The organism is Glutamicibacter sp. NPDC087673, assembly GCF_044743255.1.
Classification (GTDB): Bacteria; Actinomycetota; Actinomycetes; order Actinomycetales; family Micrococcaceae; genus Glutamicibacter.
Window position 1 is genome coordinate 631,200 of record NZ_JBIUWB010000002.1, and the last position, 18,156, is coordinate 649,355.

Below are 18,156 nucleotides of genomic sequence, written 5' to 3' on the forward strand. Positions count from 1 at the left end.
CCAAGCCCGAGTATTCCAAGGAGCATCCATGCGTAATGCGCGGATCAACCCGTCGATCCTGTCTGCCGATTTTGCGAACCTCGCTAGCGAGCTGGAACGCATCCACACTGCTGACGCGGTCCACGTGGATGTCATGGACAACCATTTCGTTCCCAATCTGACCCTGGGCTTGCCCGTGGTTGATGCGCTGAACAAGGTCAGCAAGCTGCCGATCGATGTGCACCTGATGATTGAGAACGCGGATCGCTGGGCCCCGGAATACGCGCAGCTCGGCGTGGATTCGGTGACTTTCCATGCCGAGGCTTCGGCAGCTCCTGTCCGCTTGGCTCGTGAATTGCGTTCCGCCGGGTCCAGGGCCGCCATGGCCTTGCGCCCGGCAACGCCGATCGAACCCTACCTGGACATGCTCGGCGAGCTGGACATGGTTCTGCTGATGACCGTGGAACCAGGTTTCGGCGGCCAGAAGTTCCTGGATCTGGTCCTTCCCAAGATCAAGCGTGCCCGAGCTGCCATTGACGGCAGCGGCAAGCCGATTGCGCTGCAGGTTGACGGCGGCATTTCGCGCGACACGATCCTGCGCGCCGCCGAAGCCGGTGCGGATGTATTCGTCGCCGGTTCCGCGGTGTACTCGGCCCAGGATCCATCGGTGGAAATCGATGTATTACGCAATCTTGCGCTGGGCGGTCACTAGCGGCGCACAAAGTGTGTCAGAATAAACTCAGTAAACACGAATACGTGCTCCGGGGTCGGTGAAAGTCCGAACCGGCGGTGATAGTCCGCGACCCGCAACCAAAGCCACAAGCTGAGGGAACGGTTGAACTGGTGAAATTCCGGTACCGACAGTTAAAGTCTGGATGGGAGAAGCACGAATTTGATATGCCTACTGGTACTGCCGATAGCCCGCACCGGGTCTATCTCCTAAAGCAGAGCCACAGGCCCATCAAATGCACACCCCCGGAGCCGCCGCTTCGAGAAGGGTGGAATGATGGATTTCCTGCGGTGGCTCATTGAAGCTTTCAACTCACAAATTGCGATCGGCTCGTCGGCACTTTTGGTGCGCGAAGTCGTAGGCAATATCTTCGGCCTGGCCAGCGCCGTGGGCGGCATGCGCCGCAAAGTCTGGGCCTGGCCTATCGGAATCGTCGGCAACCTGTTGCTGCTGACGGTGTTCCTGGGCAGCATTTTCGATACCGGATACACTGCCAACCTCTGGGGCCAAGCCGGCCGGCAGATCATGTTCATCGCCGTCTCGGTCTTCGGCTGGTACCGCTGGAAGCAGGCCAAGAACGGCACCGGTAGCGCCGTCACCCCTGAATGGGCTTCCAACAAGGCTCGCCTGGGCCTGATCGCCGTGCTGATCCTCGGCACTCTCGCAGTGACACCGATCTTCCGCCTCCTCGGCTCCTATGAACCTGTCTGGGCTGATGCATGGACCTTCGTTGGTTCGATGCTCGCCACGTACGGCATGGCCAAGGGCTGGGTCGAATTCTGGCTGATCTGGGTCGCCGTCGACGCCGTAGGCGTGCCGCTGCTGTTCTCCGCCGGCTACTACGCCAGCGCGTTCATGTACCTGTTCTACGGGGCATTCACCCTGGTCGGCTTCTTCGTCTGGGCCAAGTCCAAGCGCGACGCGAAACCCCAGATTGAAACCGAAATGCTCGATCCAACCATCTCGCGCCAACGCTGAAAGGGGAGCAGCACCATGATTACGACCCAGCAGCTCGACGCCGCATTGTGCACCGCGCTGGAAACCGCCGGACGCGGCCACCGCGGGGCCAACCCGCTGGTCGGCGCCTGCGTCCTGGATGCCGAGGGAAATATCATCGCCACCGGTTTTCATATCGGGGCGGGGCATCCGCACGCCGAGGTCGACGCACTGCGGCGCCTGGGCAAGATGCCTCCTGCCAAGGCCCGCGAACTAACGATGGTAGTGACCCTCGAACCGTGCAACCACACCGGTCGCACAGGTCCCTGTGCCCGAGCCATCGTGGAAGCCGGCATCGGGCAGGTGTACTACGCAGTCTCGGATAACACCGCCGCCAGCGGGGGTGCCGACTACCTGCGCAGCCACGGAACCCAAGCCACCCAGCTGGAGGATTTCTCCGCGGCGAAGCAGCTGAACTACCGCTGGTTCATCGCCAAGGCCGAAGGCCGACCGTTCATCACGGTGAAAATTGCCCAGTCGCTCGACGGCCGGATCAACGCACCGGATGGCACGAGCCAATGGATCACCTCCGAGGCCTCGCGCAACCACGCGCACACCCTGCGCTCCCGCGTGGATGGCATCCTGGTCGGCACGAACACGGCGATCATCGACAATCCGCGGCTGACCGCCCGCACTCCCGAGGGGCAGCTGCATGAACGCCAGCCCTTCCGCCTGGTCATGGGCGAACGCGATTTGCCAGCAGATCTGGCACTCGCCCAGGGAAGCGATTGGTCGCAGATCCGCAGCCACGACGTGCAAGAGGCCCTCGCCCGGGCTAACGAGTTGGGCCTGGCCCACCTGCTGATTGAAGGTGGCGCCACGGTCGCCTCGGCCTTCATCGCAGCAGATCTGGCCGACGAAATCTACTGCTACCAAGCACCAGTGCTGATCGGCGCAGGCAGCTCATCGGTCAACATGCCAAGCACCACCACACTCAGTGACGCGCAGCGTTTCCGGCTGGATTCGGCCAGCAACGAATCGTTGACCCGGCTGGGCGATGATATTGCCCTGCATCTAGAACCGTTGCCCCGCGCCTAAGCGCCAGCAACCCCAAACTTTTCAAGGAGTAATCATGTTCACCGGAATTGTCACCGGCCAGGGAGTCATAGAAGGCATCGAGACCTTCAGCGGCAAGGATCTGGCAGTACTGACCCTGCGTGCCCCGGGCCACACCGAAAACCTGGGCCTTGGCGGTTCTCTTGCCGTCAACGGGGTCTGCCTGACCGCCACCGAGCTGGAAGGCGACACGCTCAGCGTCGACGTCATGGGCGAAACCCTGCGCCGCACCACCATCGGCGCCTTGAAAACCGGCGACCAGGTCAACCTCGAACGCTGCACCCCCGCCGGAGGCCGGCTCGATGGGCATGTGGTGCAGGGCCACGTAGACACCGTCGGCGAGGTGCTGGCCCGCGAAGACCACGGCCAGTGGACCACCTTCCGCATTGGAATCGACGCTGCTTACGCGCCGCTGACCGCGGAAAAGGGCTCCATTGCGCTGGACGGCATCTCGCTGACCATTACCGCAGTCTCCCCGGCAACGAATTCCGGTGGGCACTGGGTCGAGGTCGGCATCATCCCGATCACCCTCGCCGAGACCACCATGGGCACCCGCCAAGTGGGCGAGAAGATCAATATCGAGGTCGATGTGCTCGCCAAGTACGTGGCACGCCTGAATGAATTCGGAGGCCAGCAGTAATGGGCACCTCGACTTTGGATTCCATCCCTACCGCGCTGGCAGCCCTGGCCGCCGGCCGAGCCGTAGTGGTCGTCGACGACGAGGACCGGGAAAACGAGGGCGACATCATCTTCGCCGCCCAGCACGCTACGGCGGAGCTGATGGCCTTCACCATCCGCTACACCTCAGGGGTGATTTGCGTGCCCTTGGGCGCCAAGCGGGCCGACGCGCTGCGCCTGGCCCCGATGGTCGGCATCAACCAGGATGCCAAAGGCACTGCCTTCACCGTCACCTGCGATGCCGCCGAAGGGATCACCACCGGTATTTCCGCTGCCGATCGTGCGCTGACCAGCCGACTGCTGGCCGACCCGGCCACCGAACCGGCTCAGCTCTCCCGCCCGGGCCACATTTTCCCGCTGCGAGCTGCGGCCGGGGGAGTGCTGGAACGCCGCGGGCACACCGAAGCGGCGGTCGACCTGTGCCAGGCCGCCGGCTTGGAACCGGTCGGCGTGATCGGCGAAATCACCAAGGACGACGGCGAAATGATGCGCCTGGATGACCTGCGCGTCTTCGCAGCTGAACACAACTTGCCGCTGATCTCCATCGACGACCTGGCCCGCTGGCGCCGAGTCAACGACGAGATCGAGCTGACCGATCCGATCAAGCTGCCCACCGCCTTCGGGGACTTCACCGCCCGCGCTGCTACCGCAGAAGGCCACGAGCACGTCGTGCTCAGCCACGCCGGTCCCGACGGCGCTAAGCCCGGCAACCTGGTGCGCATCCATTCGGAGTGCCTCACCGGGGACATCTTCGGTTCCTACCGGTGCGACTGCGGCGAACAGCTGCATGCTTCCATGGAAACCATCGCCCGCGAAGGCGGTCACGTCATCTACATCCGCGGGCACGAAGGCCGCGGCATCGGCCTGGCCAACAAGCTGCGCGCCTACGCCCTGCAGGAAGGCGGCATGGATACCCTGGACGCCAACCTGCATCTGGGCTTCCCTGCCGACGCACGCGAGTACTTCGCCGTCGCTGCCATCCTCAAGGCCATGGGCATGGACGAAATCCGATTGCTGAGCAACAACCCGGACAAGCAGGAACAGCTGAATGACGCGGGAATCAAGGTAGCAGAGCTGATCGGCCTGCAGATTGCACCGCGTGAGCAGAACTCGGCCTACCTGCGCACCAAGCAGACGCGCTTCGGCCACCACCTGGATCTTCCCGATACCGACGATGACCAGCAAGCCGACGCCTACCACGGCGCCTGAACCCCACGAATCCAGAAGAATAGAAGGAGCATCAAGATGAGCAAGCATGGCGCACCTGCCGATGTCAGCGAACAGCTGAAGGCCCTGGCCGCTCAGGAGAAGTTCTCCCAGCTCAAGGTGGCCATCGTGGCCGCGAGCTGGCACGAGGTGATCATGAACGGACTGATTGACGGCGCCGAGCGCGCCGCCAAGGAAGCCGGTCTGGAATCGAGCACCACCCTGATCCGCGTGCCGGGCACCTTCGAATTGCCGGTCGCTGCCTCCACTCTTGCCGGCGACTACGATGCGGTCATCGCGCTGGGCGTGGTCATCCGTGGCGGTACTCCGCACTTTGACTACGTTTGCTTGGCCGCGACCAATGGCTTAACCAATGTGAGCGTGGACACCAAAACCCCAATCGGTTTTGGCGTGCTCACCTGCGATAACGAAGAGCAGGCCCTTGACCGCGCTGGCTTGGAAAACTCCAGCGAGGACAAAGGCTATGAAGCCTACTCGGCTGCCGTCATGACGGTAGCCGCACTGCCCTAGTATTCGGGTGGCCCTGTCACAAAGGGCCACCAGAATACAGCCCCTGCGGAGAAAACAGCTAGGATAAGTTCCGTGAAAACTTTTGACGAGCTCTTCAGCGAACTATCGCTCAAGGCACAATCCCGCCCGGAAGGCTCACGTACCGTCACCGAACTCGACTCTGGTGTCCATGGCATCGGCAAGAAAATCGTCGAGGAAGCCGCCGAAGTTTGGATGGCTGCGGAGTACGAAACCGATGAGGCCGCGGCGGAGGAGATCTCCCAGCTGCTGTACCACCTTCAGGTTCTCATGATCGCCAAGGGAATGACCTTGGCCGACGTTTACAAGCATCTATAGCCGTCGCGCGATTGCGGCCTGATCCACTACCGATCAGGGCGCAGTCAACGCACGGCGGCAGAAACAACGGCCAACGAATTAATCCTTGGCGCTTGTTTATGGCTAATCGCCGCAGCGCCATTCATGACGAAATGAGTCAATAATGCTCCGCGTAGCCCTACCCAATAAGGGTGCCCTATCCGAAATCGCTTCCACCATGTTCAAGGAAGCCGGCTACCTCCAGCGCCGCGATTCCCGCGAACTGGTCCTGGTCGATGAGGAAAACCAAGTTGAATTCTTCTACCTGCGTCCGCGCGACATCGCAGTCTATGTCGGCCGGGGAATCCTGGACGTAGGCATCACCGGTCGCGATCTGTACCTTGATGCAGATGTCGACGACGCTGTCGAAGAGCAGCTCTCGCTGGGCATCGGAAAGTCGGCCTTCCGCTTCGCTGCCCCGGTTGGCGCCTTCAACGATGCACAGCAGCTCAATGGCAAGCGCATTGCCACCAGCTATGACGTGCTGCTGCGCCACTACCTCGAAAAGTCCGGCATCCAGGCTTCGATCGTTCGCCTTGACGGTGCCATCGAGTCTTCGGTCCGGCTGGGCGTGGCCGATGCCATCGCTGACGTTGTAGAAACCGGCAATACCATCAAGGCCGCTGGCATGGAGATCTTCGGCGATCCGCTGCTGAACTCCGAAGCAGTCATGATCGGCCGTGTCGGCCACAAGCCATCCGGCTTGGACGTGCTGATCCGCCGCCTGAACGGTGTGCTCGTTGCCCGCCAGTACGTCATGCTCGACTACGACGTGCGGCGCGAGCTTGCCGACCAGGCTTGCGAGCTGACCCCAGGCCTGGAATCGCCAACCGTGTCGGACCTTGCAAACTCCGATTGGGTGGCCGTGCGCGCCATGGTCAAGAAGTCGCAGACCAATAACATCATGGACGAGCTGTACGAAGTCGGCGCCCGCGCCATCTTGGTCAGCCAGATCCACGCCTGCCGCATCTAAGTAGACAAGGAAAATTCGCTGATGAGCGTTGCAATTCGTGTTATTCCTTGCCTCGACGTTGACGCCGGACGTGTTGTGAAGGGCGTGAACTTTGCGGGGCTTCGCGATGCTGGCGATCCCGTTGAGCTTGCCCGTCGCTACAATGATGCAGGAGCCGACGAGTTGACCTTCTTGGATGTCACCGCATCCAGCGCGGATCGTGAAACTACTTATGAGGTCGTTCGCCATACCGCAGAAGAAGTTTTCATCCCGCTGACCGTGGGCGGAGGCGTCCGCGCTGCCGAAGACGTCGATCGCCTGCTGCGCAACGGCGCTGACAAGGCCTCGATCAATACCGCGGCGGTGAACCGTCCTGAGGTCATCAACGAGATTACCCAGCGCTTCGGCTCCCAGGTACTCGTGCTGTCTCTCGACGCCCGACGCACAGATGATCCGACGATTGCATCGGGCTACGAGGTTACTACTCATGGTGGTCGTACTGGCACGGGCATGTGCGCCGTAGCTTGGGCCAAGGAAGCTGCTGAACGAGGCGTGGGGGAGATTCTGCTGAACTCGATCGATGCTGATGGCACCAAGGATGGTTTCGATCTGGAAATGATCCGTGCAGTTCGTGCCGAGGTCTCGGTCCCGCTGATCGCATCGGGTGGTGCAGGAAAGCCTGAGGACTTCCCTCCAGCAATTGAAGCAGGTGCCGATGCCGTTTTGGCCGCCTCGATTTTCCACTTCGGTCCGAAGGACATGATCGCCAAGGTCAAGCAGGCCATCCGCGAAGCTGGCTACCCGGTTCGCTAGGCACTTAAGCCGAAGGCCCAGCACCAAATGGTGCTGGGCCTTAGCTGTACCCCGCTACTCGTTGGCAATCAGTTCCTTCTCGGTCCGCCAGACGTCAATTTCAATAGGAACGCTGGCGACGGCAGCCTGACCGGGTATAGCTTGCCACGCGCCACCATCGACGCTGAATTCTCCGCGGTAGAGAGTGGTCACCCCGACCTTGAAAGTTCCCGTCTCTCCATACGAGTGACTCGTGGGGGTTTCATCTCTCAGCGTATGATTCGGCATCGGTTCGCCAGGGAAATCAAGATTTCGAGTAGTCCCATCCCCATAGTTCCAGTTCCATTGAATCGGTATCGCTTTGATTCGTACTGAACTTTGTCCTATCTCCAAGTCGAAAGATTGAACTTCCCTAGTTGCCCAAAGATGACTATGACCATTTCGCAACGAAAATTTCGCCGGGGAACTGCTGATGTTCGAAGCGATGATTGGAAATGATCGGAATTGTTCGAGCGAGACGCTGACCGATTCCTTTTTAATTCTTTCTATTCTTTCGTCCTTGGGGTCTTCCGGGCAAACGCGGAAGGAATCCAGGATGCCGCCTTTATCATTCCCTTCCAAGACCAAGATTTGGCGGATTATCGGATAAGACCCATCGTCGCAAACCTTTAGGTCTGGATTCGATCGGCATCCCATGAAGGAATCATTTGTAGGGCTGCATGAATCAAAGTCACGGAAATCATATTTCGGTTTCTCTTGCTTTTCCGTTATTGGCGGATCCTCTCTGTGGTAGCCTCCGTCTCTATCCTTCTTGGGGCAGAATGACCACTTTACATTTACATCTTTTTGACCGAGTGATTCTTTCTTTTTGCAAGGTACGAGATTCGATTGTTGCTCCGTTAGCGAAACGGAACTGAGTGGAGAAAAGAGCAGAAGTGAGGCCATTGCTAGGCGAAGATAAGGCATGAGAATTACTCTTCTGCGACGAGTAAATCTTCAACTGTCCATTTGGTGTCAAAGGACAATTGAAAAGTTGATAAAGAAGACTTTACTTCTGAATATTCCGCAACTACAGAATCAGGCACTATGTAAGTATCGAACGGTTCTGCGGAGAATCTAGCGGTGACGATGGCCCTTCCTGGTGCAGAAATGTAAGAGTCGATGACTGATGCCTTGTATTCGCCTCCGACTTGCCATTCACCGACTGATGCACTCTCGTCAGCAGAGTCGATAATCGCTTCGGCGCATAACTTGCAACTGCGAGAAGTCACGTTCTTGATCGGCCCAGTCTTCGTTGTTTCGGCAGTGTAATTGATGAGATCGAAGTAATATCTGGTGAACTCGGCTGCACCTTCCTTCGATTTCATTTTGGCTGCCTCTGGCATTTTCGGAACAGGGACGTTTTGCGCTGGACCTTTTGCCGTGGCTGGTTCATATTTTTCCGTATTGCTCGGCGACGGCGGAGCCGACGTTGAACCTGGCGCCGAAGAAGACCTAGAGGCTTCAGTCGGTGATGCAGCTGGCCCTTCAGCGTTCCCTGCGTTGCAGCCTGATAGTGCGAGTGCAACTGCTGCAACGGACGCGACAACTGCAATTTTCCGAGTGTCCATTCGAACTCTCCATGATCATTGGGAATGCCAGGTTGTGCGCCATCCTATGCCCGTGTTTCAAGAAAGTGGAGAGTTTTCGAGGAATCTGTGGAAAACTCAGGGCAGCTAAATCCCGAATCCCAATTACCTGTAACCACGTTTGATGACGGTCTGGAGTGAAACGATGCGGCTGGCGACGTTTGATTTCAGGACTCATGGAATCGCCTAGCCTGAAATCAGGCACGTTCAATTAGCTGAGCGGTGCTTTACTCGGGGGACTCTCAAGCGCGATGGCAGAAACTTTCCATCCGGTGTCGGTGTATTCAAGTCCCATGGTGATTTCACCCAGATTTTGTTCTTCGACAATGATGGTTTCCTGATCTGGACGAAGGAGCGAACGTTCAGACAAGGTCAGCTCGCCCATCAGATAAGCAGAACTACCGTCAAACCGGACGATATAGTCCGTGTGCAGGAAGTAGTAGCCGCCGGTTTGCATGTATTCCGGACCTGTTCGGAGGTCTACTTGCTCGCGGAAGGTCTTCCAGCACTGTTCCGTTTTGCATGTTCCGGTAACTATCGGGGTGAAATCGGCGGAGTCCTGGTAGATGATTTCATAATTGAGCAAGTCGAAGAAGTACGTTGCGGCGTCCTGGACTCCGTAATCCGATTTTTCATACGTGATATCTGCCGACTCCGGAAGCTCCAGTTCGCTTGATGGAGGTGCCTGCGTGGTACTTGAAGCCGTCGGCAATGAAGCCGAGGACGCCGGATCGGTGGGTGCGACTGAAACGAAGAGCGCTGATACCAGGGCAACCAAGACGAACGCGGGCACGATGGCGATAGCGACACTGGGGTAATGCTCAAGGACTCTGCGCGTGTTCATGGCCAAGCTCCAGACCTGTTGGATATCGATTGCTCGAAATCCTAGGCCGGTGCGACGCGAACTTGGACGGCACACCCACGAATGTGGATAACCAAGGGAGCCTTATAGCCCTGGTTTGAAGCCCTTGACGATTTCCAATGCGGTTTCCCCGCCTTCGAACAAGACCAGGCTCTGGTCGATGCGGCCGAACGAGTACATCATCAGCTCGGTGACCGGGCCGGTAATCGAAACAGCGTTCGGAGCCTTCTTGGCGACATGACGCTGGCCATCGGGACGCGTCAGGATAATGCCAATTGGCGCATGGCGGAACAGCAGGCGAGACATGCGGGTCAGCGACTGCCAGAGCAGTTCGGTGTACTCGGTGTCCAGGACCCGCGGAGCCCACTGGCCGCGGGCACGCCGCACATCTTCGGTGTGGATGAAGAACTCGGAGAGGTTCGCCGACTGGTTGACCTTGTCGATGGCGAAAGGCGAGAAAGCGGGCGGACCCGATCGGAGGCTGCGGACCAACCCGGCATAGCCTTCGGGAGTCTGCGCCGCGATCACCATTTGGTTCTGCTTCGCCTCGAGCTTCTTAGACAGCGGTTTGAAGAACATGCCGGCAGAAAGCAATGAGCTTTCGCGCAACACAAGGTGAGCGGCGAGATGGCGGGTCTGCCAACCGTCGCAAAGGGTGTCGGCGGTAGGTCCTGCCGCAAGCAGGGTCTCGGCCAACGCAAGTCTGGAAGCCTGAACTAAGTGCATCACCTCTGAAACTAGCACGCTCCAAGTGACTAATTGTGCAAGGTGATAGAGGTGTCGCCAAGACGGCGTGGCGCGTCGACGAGCGGTACGTCACAGGTCTCTGGATTCCGCGGAAAACCAGTATGCTAATGGTGATGTCTACTTCTAACGACGGCTCGAATCCGAGCCCTGAATCCCACAGCCTCGACCCGGCTATTGCCCGGCGTCTCAAGCGAGATGCCAATGGCCTGTTTGCTGCCATCGCGCAGCAGTACGACTCCGGGAAAGTGCTGATGCTCGGCTGGATGGACGATGAAGCGTTGCACCGCACGTTGACCACTGGCCGGGTCACCTTCTACTCCCGTTCCCGCCAGGAATACTGGCGCAAGGGCGACACCTCCGGCCACTTCCAGTTCGTGAAGTCCGTTGCCCTGGATTGCGATGGCGACGCGCTGCTGGTGCAGGTCGACCAGGTAGGCGCCGCCTGCCACACCGGCACCGAATCCTGCTTCACCGATCGTGAATTGCCGGCCGTCGTGGGCCACCGCCCCGAGTAGGACTTTCGAAGCACCGGCACACGCGGTTGGCTAGCGCCGGGAATGCCGCGCCCAGCTGCGCATCGCAGCACGCGCTCGAAGAATACGTAGAAGAAGAACACAGATGAAAACCCTTGGCAAGATTTCCCCGTCCCGCGAGTCCTTCCGCGCCATGGCCGCGAACCGTCGTGTCATCCCCGTGACCATCACCGTGCTGGCTGACTCGCTCACGCCCATCGGCCTCTACCGCACCCTGGCGCAGGGGCGCCCGGGCACCTTCCTGATGGAATCGGCTGCCCCGGGCGGTGTCTGGAGCCGCTACTCCTTCATCGGGGTGAACTCCCCGGCAACGCTGAGCACCCGTGGTTCAGAAGCCTATTGGCAGGGCCATGCGCCAGCTGGCCTGCCTACCGGCGGTGCGGGCGTGGAGGTCCTGCGCGACACCGTGCGCGCGCTGAAGACCGAACCCGTTCCCGGCATGCCTCCCTTGACCGGCGGCATGGTCGGCTTCATCGGCTGGGAATGCGTGCGCCACTGGGAGAAGCTGCCCAACCCGCCGGCGGATGATCTGAACCTGCCTGAGCTGAGCATGAACCTGGTAGCGGACATGGCTGCCCATGATGCGGCCGAAGGCACCGTCACGCTGATCGCCAACGCGATCAATTTCGATGGCAGCGACGAGAATGTCGACGAGGCCTACGACGGTGCCGTCACCCGCCTGCAGGCGATGCTCGACCAGCTCGCGGTGCCGGTGGAGTCGGCCGCGGCGGTGCTCACCGGTACCGATGTGCCGCGCGAAACCCTGATGGACGCTGTCACCCACTCCTGGGATGAGAACGAGTACCTCAAGGCGCTGGCCAAGTCCAAGACCGCGATCGTGGACGGCGAGGTCTTCCAGATCGTCGTCTCGCGCCGCTTCGAGCTGGAAACGCAGGCCGACGCGCTGGATGTCTACCGCGTGCTGCGCGCGACTAACCCGAGCCCGTACATGTACCTGTTCAACTTCGTCAACGAGGACGGCGAACGGTTCGAGATCGTCGGCTCCTCGCCCGAAGCGCTGGTCACCGTCAACGATTCGCACGTGGTCACCCACCCGATCGCCGGTTCCCGCCCGCGCGGGGCGAACTACGAGGATGACCAGCTGCACGAGAAATCGCTGCTCAACGACGAGAAGGAGCGCGCCGAGCACCTGATGCTGGTTGACCTTTCGCGCAACGACCTCTCGCGGGTCTGCAAGGCCGGCACCGTGGAAGTCACCCAGTTCATGGAGGTCGAGCGCTTCAGCCACATCATGCACCTGGTCTCCAATGTGGTGGGCAAGACCCGCGACGACGTGGACGCCTACGACGTGCTGGCCGCGACCTTCCCGGCCGGCACGCTCTCCGGCGCACCGAAGCCCCGCGCCCTGCAGCTGCTGGACGAGTACGAACCGTACCGCCGCGGCATCTACGGCGGCGTGGTCGGCTACCTGGACTTCGCCGGCGACATGGACATGGCCATCGCCATCCGCTCCGCCCTGCTCAAGGGGGAACGCGCCTATGTGCAAGCCGGCGGCGGCATCGTCAACGACTCGAAGTTCGCCGACGAAGCCCTGGAAACCGTGAACAAGGCAGCCGCTCCGCTGCGCGCCGTCTGGGCTGCGCAGTCGATGCGTGCGGCCCACAACATCAACACCGAATCAGGTGAAACGAAGTGAAGAAATTGACCAGCGCCCGCACCCTCGCCCTCTTCGGCATGGCCGGCGCACTGATCGGCCTCTGGTCGGCCACCCGCACATGGATCACCGTCGATGTGGCCTCCAGCTCCGTGCAGATCCCGCAGATCGCCATCGACGGCGCCACCGCGGCCGCCTCGGTCACCGCGGTCTCCGTGGTGGTGCTGGCCGGTTCGCTGGCGCTGCTGATCGCCGGGAAGATCGCCCGCTACATCATTGCGGCGATCTGCCTGCTCGCCGGTGCCACCGTGGTTGCCGCCGGCCTCGGGGCGCTGCGCGATCCGCAGGCCGTCGCCTCCACCACCGTGGCCGAAGCTACCGGACTGGCCCAGAACGTCGGCGAGTACACGCTCAGCGCGTGGCCAGCGGTCGCGGTGTTCGCCGGAGTGCTGATGGCGCTGCAGGCCGTGCTGGTGTTCGTCTTCGCCGGCCGCTGGCCCGCCAAGGCCAGCAAGTACGATCGGCAGGCGGCAAGGTCCAGCGCGGAGCCCAAGGACCAGTCCTCGCGCAACATCGCCAGCTGGGAGCAGCTCTCGGACGGCGAAGACCCGACTGCTGGCCGGAAATAACCCGAGCGGATCGTGATTCGCACCACCGGCGCGAAACGAAGGCTTCCGGAATAGGAGGTTCTCGCGCGCAGGTGGCAGAATGGAACCTGAAGACCAACGTCCCGGGCAGCAACGCCCTGCCGGGACGCAGCATCACAACATGAGGAGACATCGAACATGTCGCAGAACACCGAGCTCGATCCGGTATACACCGAAGAGATTGGCCACGGTAACTCCATCGCAGCGTGGGCCTGCGTACTGACCATGATTGCCGGTTCAATCGTGGCCGGCATCGCCTTCGCCTACTTCGCCTGGTCCATCGTCTGGGTCGGTTGCGGCATCATGGTGGTTGGCCTGCTCCTGGGCTGGATCCTGAAGGCAGCCGGTTTCGGCGTGGGCGGCGCTCGCAGCGGAGCATCGCACTAAATTGACTGTTCTTGATGAGATCATCGCGGGCGTCCGGGAAGACCTGGGCGCCCGTCGCGCAATCACCAGCCTGGAAGCGATCAAGCAGGCCGCGGCAGCGGCAGCTCCTGCGCGCGATGCTTTCGCCGCGCTCGGTGGCCATGCCGACCAGGCCGCCCGCGACACCACGCTGCGTGTCATCTCCGAGGTCAAGCGCAAGTCCCCGTCCAAGGGTGCGCTGGCAGATATCCCGGAGCCTGCCGTACTGGCCGCTGAATACGAGGCCGGTGGCGCCTCGGTGATTTCCGTGCTCACCGAAGCCCGCCGTTTCGGCGGTTCGCTCCAGGATCTCGACGCGGTACGCGCTGCCGTGCAGATTCCGGTGCTGCGCAAGGATTTCACGGTCGACGAGTACCAGATCTACGAAGCCCGCGCCCACGGCGCTGACCTCGTGTTGCTCATTGTTGCGGCGCTGAATGATGAATTGCTGGCATCTTTCCTAGAATTGACTCACCAGCTGGGAATGAACGCCCTGGTGGAGACCCACACCGAGGAGGAAATCGCCCGCGCCAGCAAGGCCGGAGCGAAGATCATCGGCGTGAACGTGCGCAACCTGAAGACGCTGGACGTCGATCCAGCCACCTTCGGCAAGCTCGCTCCGCTGCTGCCGGCCCAGGCGGTGATCGTCGCCGAGTCCGGTGTGGAATCCACCGAACAGGTCGTCCAATACGGTGCGGCCGGCGCCGACGCGGTCTTGGTCGGCGAAGCGCTGGTGAAGCATGCCGATCCGCGCGCTTCGGTCGCCGCGTTCATCAAAGCCGGTACCGGCGCCAAGCCGCAGCGCTAGCCGCGCACGGCGGCGAAGGACCCAGAACTGCTTTTCGTGCCCCGCAGGAGTTTCCGGCGGGGCACGAGACTTACCACGAATCAAGCTCCGTACGAGGAAAGAGGGAATCGATGAGCACTCCGGAAAACTCCGAGCACCGCCAGTCGATCGATGCACAGTCGCTAAGGCACGCAAGCGGCCCGTACTTTGGTGCCTACGGCGGGCGATGGATGCCCGAGTCCCTCATGGCCGCCATGGACGAGCTGAACGAGACCTTCGAAGCGGCCAAGAACGACCCCGAGTTCATCGCCCAGGTCAAGGACCTGAACAAGAACTACTCGGGGCGCCCCTCGCTGCTCACCGAAGCCAAGCGCTTTTCCGAGCAGTACTGCGGCGGGGTGCGGATCTTCCTCAAGCGCGAGGACTTGAACCACACCGGCAGCCACAAGATCAACAACGTGCTCGGCCAGGCGCTGCTGGCCAAGCGCATGGGCAAGACCCGCATCATCGCCGAGACCGGTGCCGGCCAGCACGGCGTCGCCTCGGCCACCGCCGCGGCCCTGATGGGCCTGGAATGCGTGGTCTACATGGGCGCGGAAGACACCCGCCGGCAGGCGCTGAATGTCGCGCGCATGCGCCTGCTCGGCGCCACCGTCATCCCGGTCACCGTCGGCTCCCAGACGCTGAAGGACGCGATCAACGAGGCGCTGCGCGACTGGGTGGCCAACGTGGATAACACCCACTACCTGCTGGGCACCGCCGCCGGCGGCGCACCGTTCCCGGCCATGGTCCGCTACTTCCACGAGGTCATCGGCGACGAGGCCCGCGAGCAGATCCTGGCCCAGGCCGGCCGCCTGCCCGACGCGGTGACCGCCTGCATCGGCGGCGGATCGAACGCGATCGGCATCTTCCACGGCTTCCTCGACGATCCCGAGGTGGAGATCTACGGCTACGAGGCCGGCGGCGACGGCGTGGACACCGACCGCCACGCCGCGACCATCACCCTGGGCCGCCCGGGCGTGCTGCACGGCGCGAAGTCCTACCTGATGCAGGACGAGGACGGGCAGACCGTCGAATCGCACTCCATCTCCGCGGGCCTGGACTACCCGGGCGTCGGCCCGGAGCACGCCTACCTGGCCGACATCGGCCGCGTGAAGTACGAGCCGGTCACCGACACCGAGGCGATGGACGCGTTCAAGGCGCTGTGCCGCACCGAGGGCATCCTGCCGGCGATCGAGTCCGCGCACGCCCTGGCCGGCACCATCCGCCTGGCGGCGCGCAAGATCGCCGAAGGCGCGGTCCCCGAAGAGACCATCATCATCGCGAACCTCTCGGGCCGCGGCGACAAGGACGTGGGCACCGCTGCCGCCTGGTTCAACATGATCGACGAAAAAGACGCCGAGGCCGAAATCAACGCGGCCACTGCGCAGAACTCCGGCTCGCAGAAATCCGAGGAGAAGTAGATGACCCGCGTGACCAGCGCCCAGAAGATCGCCGCAGCCCGCGCCGAGGGCCGCCCGGCCCTCATCGGCTACCTGCCTGCCGGCTTCCCCGACGTCGCCACCAGCATCGAGGCCGCCGTGGCGCTGGCCGAGAATGGCGTGGATGTCATCGAGATCGGCATCCCGTACTCCGACCCGGTGATGGACGGTTCGGTGATCCAGGAAGCGACCGTGCAGGCGCTGGCCAACGGCTTCAAGGTCCCGCAGATCTTCGACATCGTGCGCGGAATCACCGAACGCACCGACGTGGCCGTGATGGTCATGACCTACTGGAACCCGGTGCTGCGCCTGGGCGTGGACGAGTTCTCCCGGCGCTTCGCCGAAGCCGGCGGCGCCGGCCTGATCACCCCGGATCTGGTGCCCGACGAGGCCGCCGAATGGATCCAGGCCAGCGAGAAGCACGGCCTGGAGCGCGTGTTCCTCATTGCCCCTTCGTCCACCGAAGCGAGGGTGCAGCGCACCGTGGATGCGTCCTCCGGCTTCGTCTACTGCGTGTCGCTGATGGGCGTCACCGGCGCCCGTATCGAGGTATCCTCCGCCGCGCAGGCAGTGGTCGCCGCCGCCCACAACGCCGGCGCCGAGAATGCCTGCGTGGGCCTGGGCGTCTCGCGCCGCGAGCACGTGGAAGAAATCGGCGCCTACGCCGACGGCGTGATCGTCGGCACCGCGCTGGTCGCCGCCCTGCGTGACGGGGGAGTGCCGGCCGTGGGCGCCCTGGCCGCCGAACTGAGCGGACGGGCCTGATGGCTTTTGCCGCGCAGCTGGCGCTTGCCTTGCCCGCCTCCATCCCTTCGCCGCCGCCGGAATTCGCCAGGATCTCGATCGGCCCGCTGACCATCCACGCCTACGCGCTGTGCATCCTGGCGGGCATCCTGATCGCGCTGTGGCTGACCAACAAGCGCCTCGGCGCCCGCGGCGGCAACTCCGACATGCTCTGGGACATCGCCATCTGGACGATCCCCTTCGGCATCATCGGCGGACGACTCTACCATGTGCTGATCACCGACCCGATGTACTACTTCGGACTCGGCGGGCAAACCGCCCACCTGGCCGAGATCCCGCAGATCTGGCTTGGCGGGCTGGGCATCATGGGCGCGGTGTCGCTCGGCGCACTCGGAGCGTGGATCGGTTGCCGGAAAGCCGGCATCCGGCTCTCGGCCTTCGTCGACGCGGCCGTGCCCGGCCTGCTGCTGGCGCAGGCGGCCGGGCGCTGGGGCAACTGGTTCAACCAGGAGCTGTTCGGCGCGCCGACCGACTTGCCGTGGGGCCTGGAGATCGATGCGGACAGCTACAACTTTCCGGCCGGGCTGCCCGCGGACACGCTCTTCCACCCGACCTTCCTGTACGAGTCGCTGTGGAATGTGCTGGGCGCCTTCGTGCTGATCGCGCTGGACCGGAAGTTCAAGCTGCGCCGCGGCGCACTGTTCTGCTGCTACATGATCTGGTACGGCATCGGACGTACCTTCACCGAATCGCTGCGCCTGGACCCGGCCGAAATCATCGCCATCGGGCCGCTGGCCCTGCGCGTGCACCAGTGGCTGGCGATCGGCATCGCCATCGCCGGCATCCTCGCGCTGATCGTGGTCCTGGGCAAGCTGCGCAAGCAGCAGGTCGATCCGTTCTACCTGCCAGGCAGGGCCCCGGCGCAGCCGGTCGAAGCAGATCGCGCCAAGCCCGCCGCGCACTCACCGGCGGAGTCCAGCTCCGATCCGGGCAGCGACGCCACAGAGCGGCAGCAATAATTCCATAGCCCCATTCCGGTGGCCGGCAAGCATCCACGCTTGCCGGCCACCGGTGGTTTAAGCCGCGCCAGCAGCTGCCCGGATCCGCTTTCATGACGCGCCCTGGCCCCAATATGGCGAAATGTCCGGAAAATCTGGGCAGTTTTCCGTCCCTCGGGCGCAACATGCCCGAAACATTGGGCGGCTATCAAAACCGGCTGGCAAAACCGGTTTTCGCGATCCCCGCCCGCAAAAAACTGCTTTTTCCGCGCCGGTAGCGGCAGAAGTTTTTAACATTCCTGAAACACAAGCACGCGCATGCGAGAAACAAAACCTGCGTAACGTGTGATCCACGCGCCACGCTGGTCGATCGACCCCTGGAAAGGCCAGCTGGTGCAGCACCACAACGAGGTGGGAAATGTTCGTCCCCGAAAC

The 18,156-nt window shown here is 62.1% G+C and carries 22 protein-coding genes and 1 riboswitch; of the genes, 18 read left to right on the forward strand and 4 right to left on the reverse strand.

What is annotated here, in order from left to right; all coding sequences use genetic code 11:
• Positions 1-28 precede the first annotated feature (28 nt).
• From rpe to hisF, 9 genes are all read left to right on the forward strand, one after another.
• Entirely contained in the window at positions 29-691 is a 663-nt protein-coding gene (gene rpe, locus ACIOTL_RS07310; RefSeq protein ID WP_400342234.1) for a ribulose-phosphate 3-epimerase, read from the forward strand.
• Between the two features lie 41 nt (positions 692-732).
• Positions 733-870, forward strand: a riboswitch (FMN riboswitch).
• Positions 871-985: 115 nt separating this feature from the next.
• Positions 986-1,687, forward strand: a complete 702-nt coding sequence (gene pnuC, locus ACIOTL_RS07315) for a nicotinamide riboside transporter PnuC (protein ID WP_105661574.1) — start codon at positions 986-988, stop codon at positions 1,685-1,687.
• 15 nt (positions 1,688-1,702) lie between these two features.
• Positions 1,703-2,743: a bifunctional diaminohydroxyphosphoribosylaminopyrimidine deaminase/5-amino-6-(5-phosphoribosylamino)uracil reductase RibD gene (gene ribD / locus ACIOTL_RS07320; RefSeq protein ID WP_400342235.1), complete on the forward strand. Its 1,041-nt coding sequence runs from the start codon at positions 1,703-1,705 to the stop codon at positions 2,741-2,743.
• A 34-nt stretch (positions 2,744-2,777) separates the two neighbouring features.
• Positions 2,778-3,401, forward strand: a complete 624-nt coding sequence (locus ACIOTL_RS07325; RefSeq protein WP_105656719.1) for a riboflavin synthase — start codon at positions 2,778-2,780, stop codon at positions 3,399-3,401.
• Positions 3,401-4,648, forward strand: a complete 1,248-nt coding sequence (ribB, locus tag ACIOTL_RS07330) for a 3,4-dihydroxy-2-butanone-4-phosphate synthase (RefSeq protein ID WP_133834243.1) — start codon at positions 3,401-3,403, stop codon at positions 4,646-4,648. Before ACIOTL_RS07325 ends, ribB begins: the two co-directional genes overlap by 1 nt.
• Before the next feature lie 36 nt (positions 4,649-4,684).
• Positions 4,685-5,176: a 6,7-dimethyl-8-ribityllumazine synthase gene (gene ribH, locus ACIOTL_RS07335; protein ID WP_400342236.1), complete on the forward strand. Its 492-nt coding sequence runs from the start codon at positions 4,685-4,687 to the stop codon at positions 5,174-5,176.
• 72 nt (positions 5,177-5,248) lie between these two features.
• Positions 5,249-5,512 (forward strand): phosphoribosyl-ATP diphosphatase, encoded by a 264-nt coding sequence (locus ACIOTL_RS07340; RefSeq protein WP_038991810.1) that lies wholly within the window; start codon positions 5,249-5,251, stop codon positions 5,510-5,512.
• A gap of 142 nt (positions 5,513-5,654) precedes the next feature.
• Positions 5,655-6,503 (forward strand): ATP phosphoribosyltransferase, encoded by an 849-nt coding sequence (gene hisG, locus ACIOTL_RS07345; RefSeq protein WP_105656716.1) that lies wholly within the window; start codon positions 5,655-5,657, stop codon positions 6,501-6,503.
• Positions 6,504-6,524: 21 nt separating this feature from the next.
• On the forward strand, positions 6,525-7,295 hold the full coding sequence (gene hisF / locus ACIOTL_RS07350) for an imidazole glycerol phosphate synthase subunit HisF (RefSeq protein WP_105656715.1): 771 nt from the start codon (positions 6,525-6,527) through the stop codon (positions 7,293-7,295).
• Between the two features lie 54 nt (positions 7,296-7,349).
• Here the strand turns inward: hisF and ACIOTL_RS07355 are convergent, their stop codons facing one another.
• From ACIOTL_RS07355 to ACIOTL_RS07370, 4 genes are all read right to left on the reverse strand, one after another.
• Positions 7,350-8,240, reverse strand: coding sequence for a hypothetical protein (locus ACIOTL_RS07355; RefSeq protein ID WP_400342237.1), 891 nt, complete (start codon positions 8,238-8,240; stop codon positions 7,350-7,352).
• A 5-nt stretch (positions 8,241-8,245) separates the two neighbouring features.
• Positions 8,246-8,884 carry a DUF6318 family protein gene (locus ACIOTL_RS07360; RefSeq protein ID WP_400342238.1) on the reverse strand — a complete coding sequence of 213 codons (639 nt, stop codon included), beginning with the start codon at positions 8,882-8,884 and terminating at the stop codon, positions 8,246-8,248.
• A 229-nt stretch (positions 8,885-9,113) separates the two neighbouring features.
• Positions 9,114-9,746, reverse strand: coding sequence for a hypothetical protein (locus tag ACIOTL_RS07365; protein WP_400342239.1), 633 nt, complete (start codon positions 9,744-9,746; stop codon positions 9,114-9,116).
• 102 nt (positions 9,747-9,848) lie between these two features.
• Positions 9,849-10,490, reverse strand: coding sequence for a TIGR03085 family metal-binding protein (locus ACIOTL_RS07370; RefSeq protein WP_400342266.1), 642 nt, complete (start codon positions 10,488-10,490; stop codon positions 9,849-9,851).
• Positions 10,491-10,624: 134 nt separating this feature from the next.
• Here ACIOTL_RS07370 and hisI point away from each other — a divergent pair, with 134 nt between their 5' ends.
• From hisI to ACIOTL_RS07415, 9 genes are all read left to right on the forward strand, one after another.
• The gene (gene hisI / locus ACIOTL_RS07375) at positions 10,625-11,026 is read left to right on the forward strand and encodes a phosphoribosyl-AMP cyclohydrolase (protein WP_105656852.1); all 402 of its coding nucleotides are present in this window, start codon (positions 10,625-10,627) and stop codon (positions 11,024-11,026) included.
• A gap of 103 nt (positions 11,027-11,129) precedes the next feature.
• The gene (locus ACIOTL_RS07380; protein WP_400342240.1) at positions 11,130-12,701 is read left to right on the forward strand and encodes an anthranilate synthase component I; all 1,572 of its coding nucleotides are present in this window, start codon (positions 11,130-11,132) and stop codon (positions 12,699-12,701) included.
• Positions 12,698-13,288 (forward strand): Trp biosynthesis-associated membrane protein, encoded by a 591-nt coding sequence (locus ACIOTL_RS07385; protein ID WP_133834236.1) that lies wholly within the window; start codon positions 12,698-12,700, stop codon positions 13,286-13,288. Before ACIOTL_RS07380 ends, ACIOTL_RS07385 begins: the two co-directional genes overlap by 4 nt.
• 156 nt (positions 13,289-13,444) lie before the next feature.
• Positions 13,445-13,693: an HGxxPAAW family protein gene (locus ACIOTL_RS07390; protein ID WP_105656709.1), complete on the forward strand. Its 249-nt coding sequence runs from the start codon at positions 13,445-13,447 to the stop codon at positions 13,691-13,693.
• 1 nt (position 13,694) lies between these two features.
• Positions 13,695-14,519 (forward strand): indole-3-glycerol phosphate synthase TrpC, encoded by an 825-nt coding sequence (gene trpC / locus ACIOTL_RS07395; protein WP_105656708.1) that lies wholly within the window; start codon positions 13,695-13,697, stop codon positions 14,517-14,519.
• Positions 14,520-14,629: 110 nt separating this feature from the next.
• The gene (gene trpB / locus ACIOTL_RS07400) at positions 14,630-15,961 is read left to right on the forward strand and encodes a tryptophan synthase subunit beta (protein ID WP_105656707.1); all 1,332 of its coding nucleotides are present in this window, start codon (positions 14,630-14,632) and stop codon (positions 15,959-15,961) included.
• Positions 15,962-16,744: a tryptophan synthase subunit alpha gene (gene trpA, locus ACIOTL_RS07405; protein WP_400342241.1), complete on the forward strand. Its 783-nt coding sequence runs from the start codon at positions 15,962-15,964 to the stop codon at positions 16,742-16,744.
• Positions 16,744-17,742 (forward strand): prolipoprotein diacylglyceryl transferase, encoded by a 999-nt coding sequence (lgt, locus tag ACIOTL_RS07410; protein ID WP_286134101.1) that lies wholly within the window; start codon positions 16,744-16,746, stop codon positions 17,740-17,742. Before trpA ends, lgt begins: the two co-directional genes overlap by 1 nt.
• A gap of 92 nt (positions 17,743-17,834) precedes the next feature.
• The gene (locus tag ACIOTL_RS07415) at positions 17,835-17,999 is read left to right on the forward strand and encodes a hypothetical protein (protein ID WP_166650793.1); all 165 of its coding nucleotides are present in this window, start codon (positions 17,835-17,837) and stop codon (positions 17,997-17,999) included.
• Positions 18,000-18,156 lie beyond the last annotated feature (157 nt).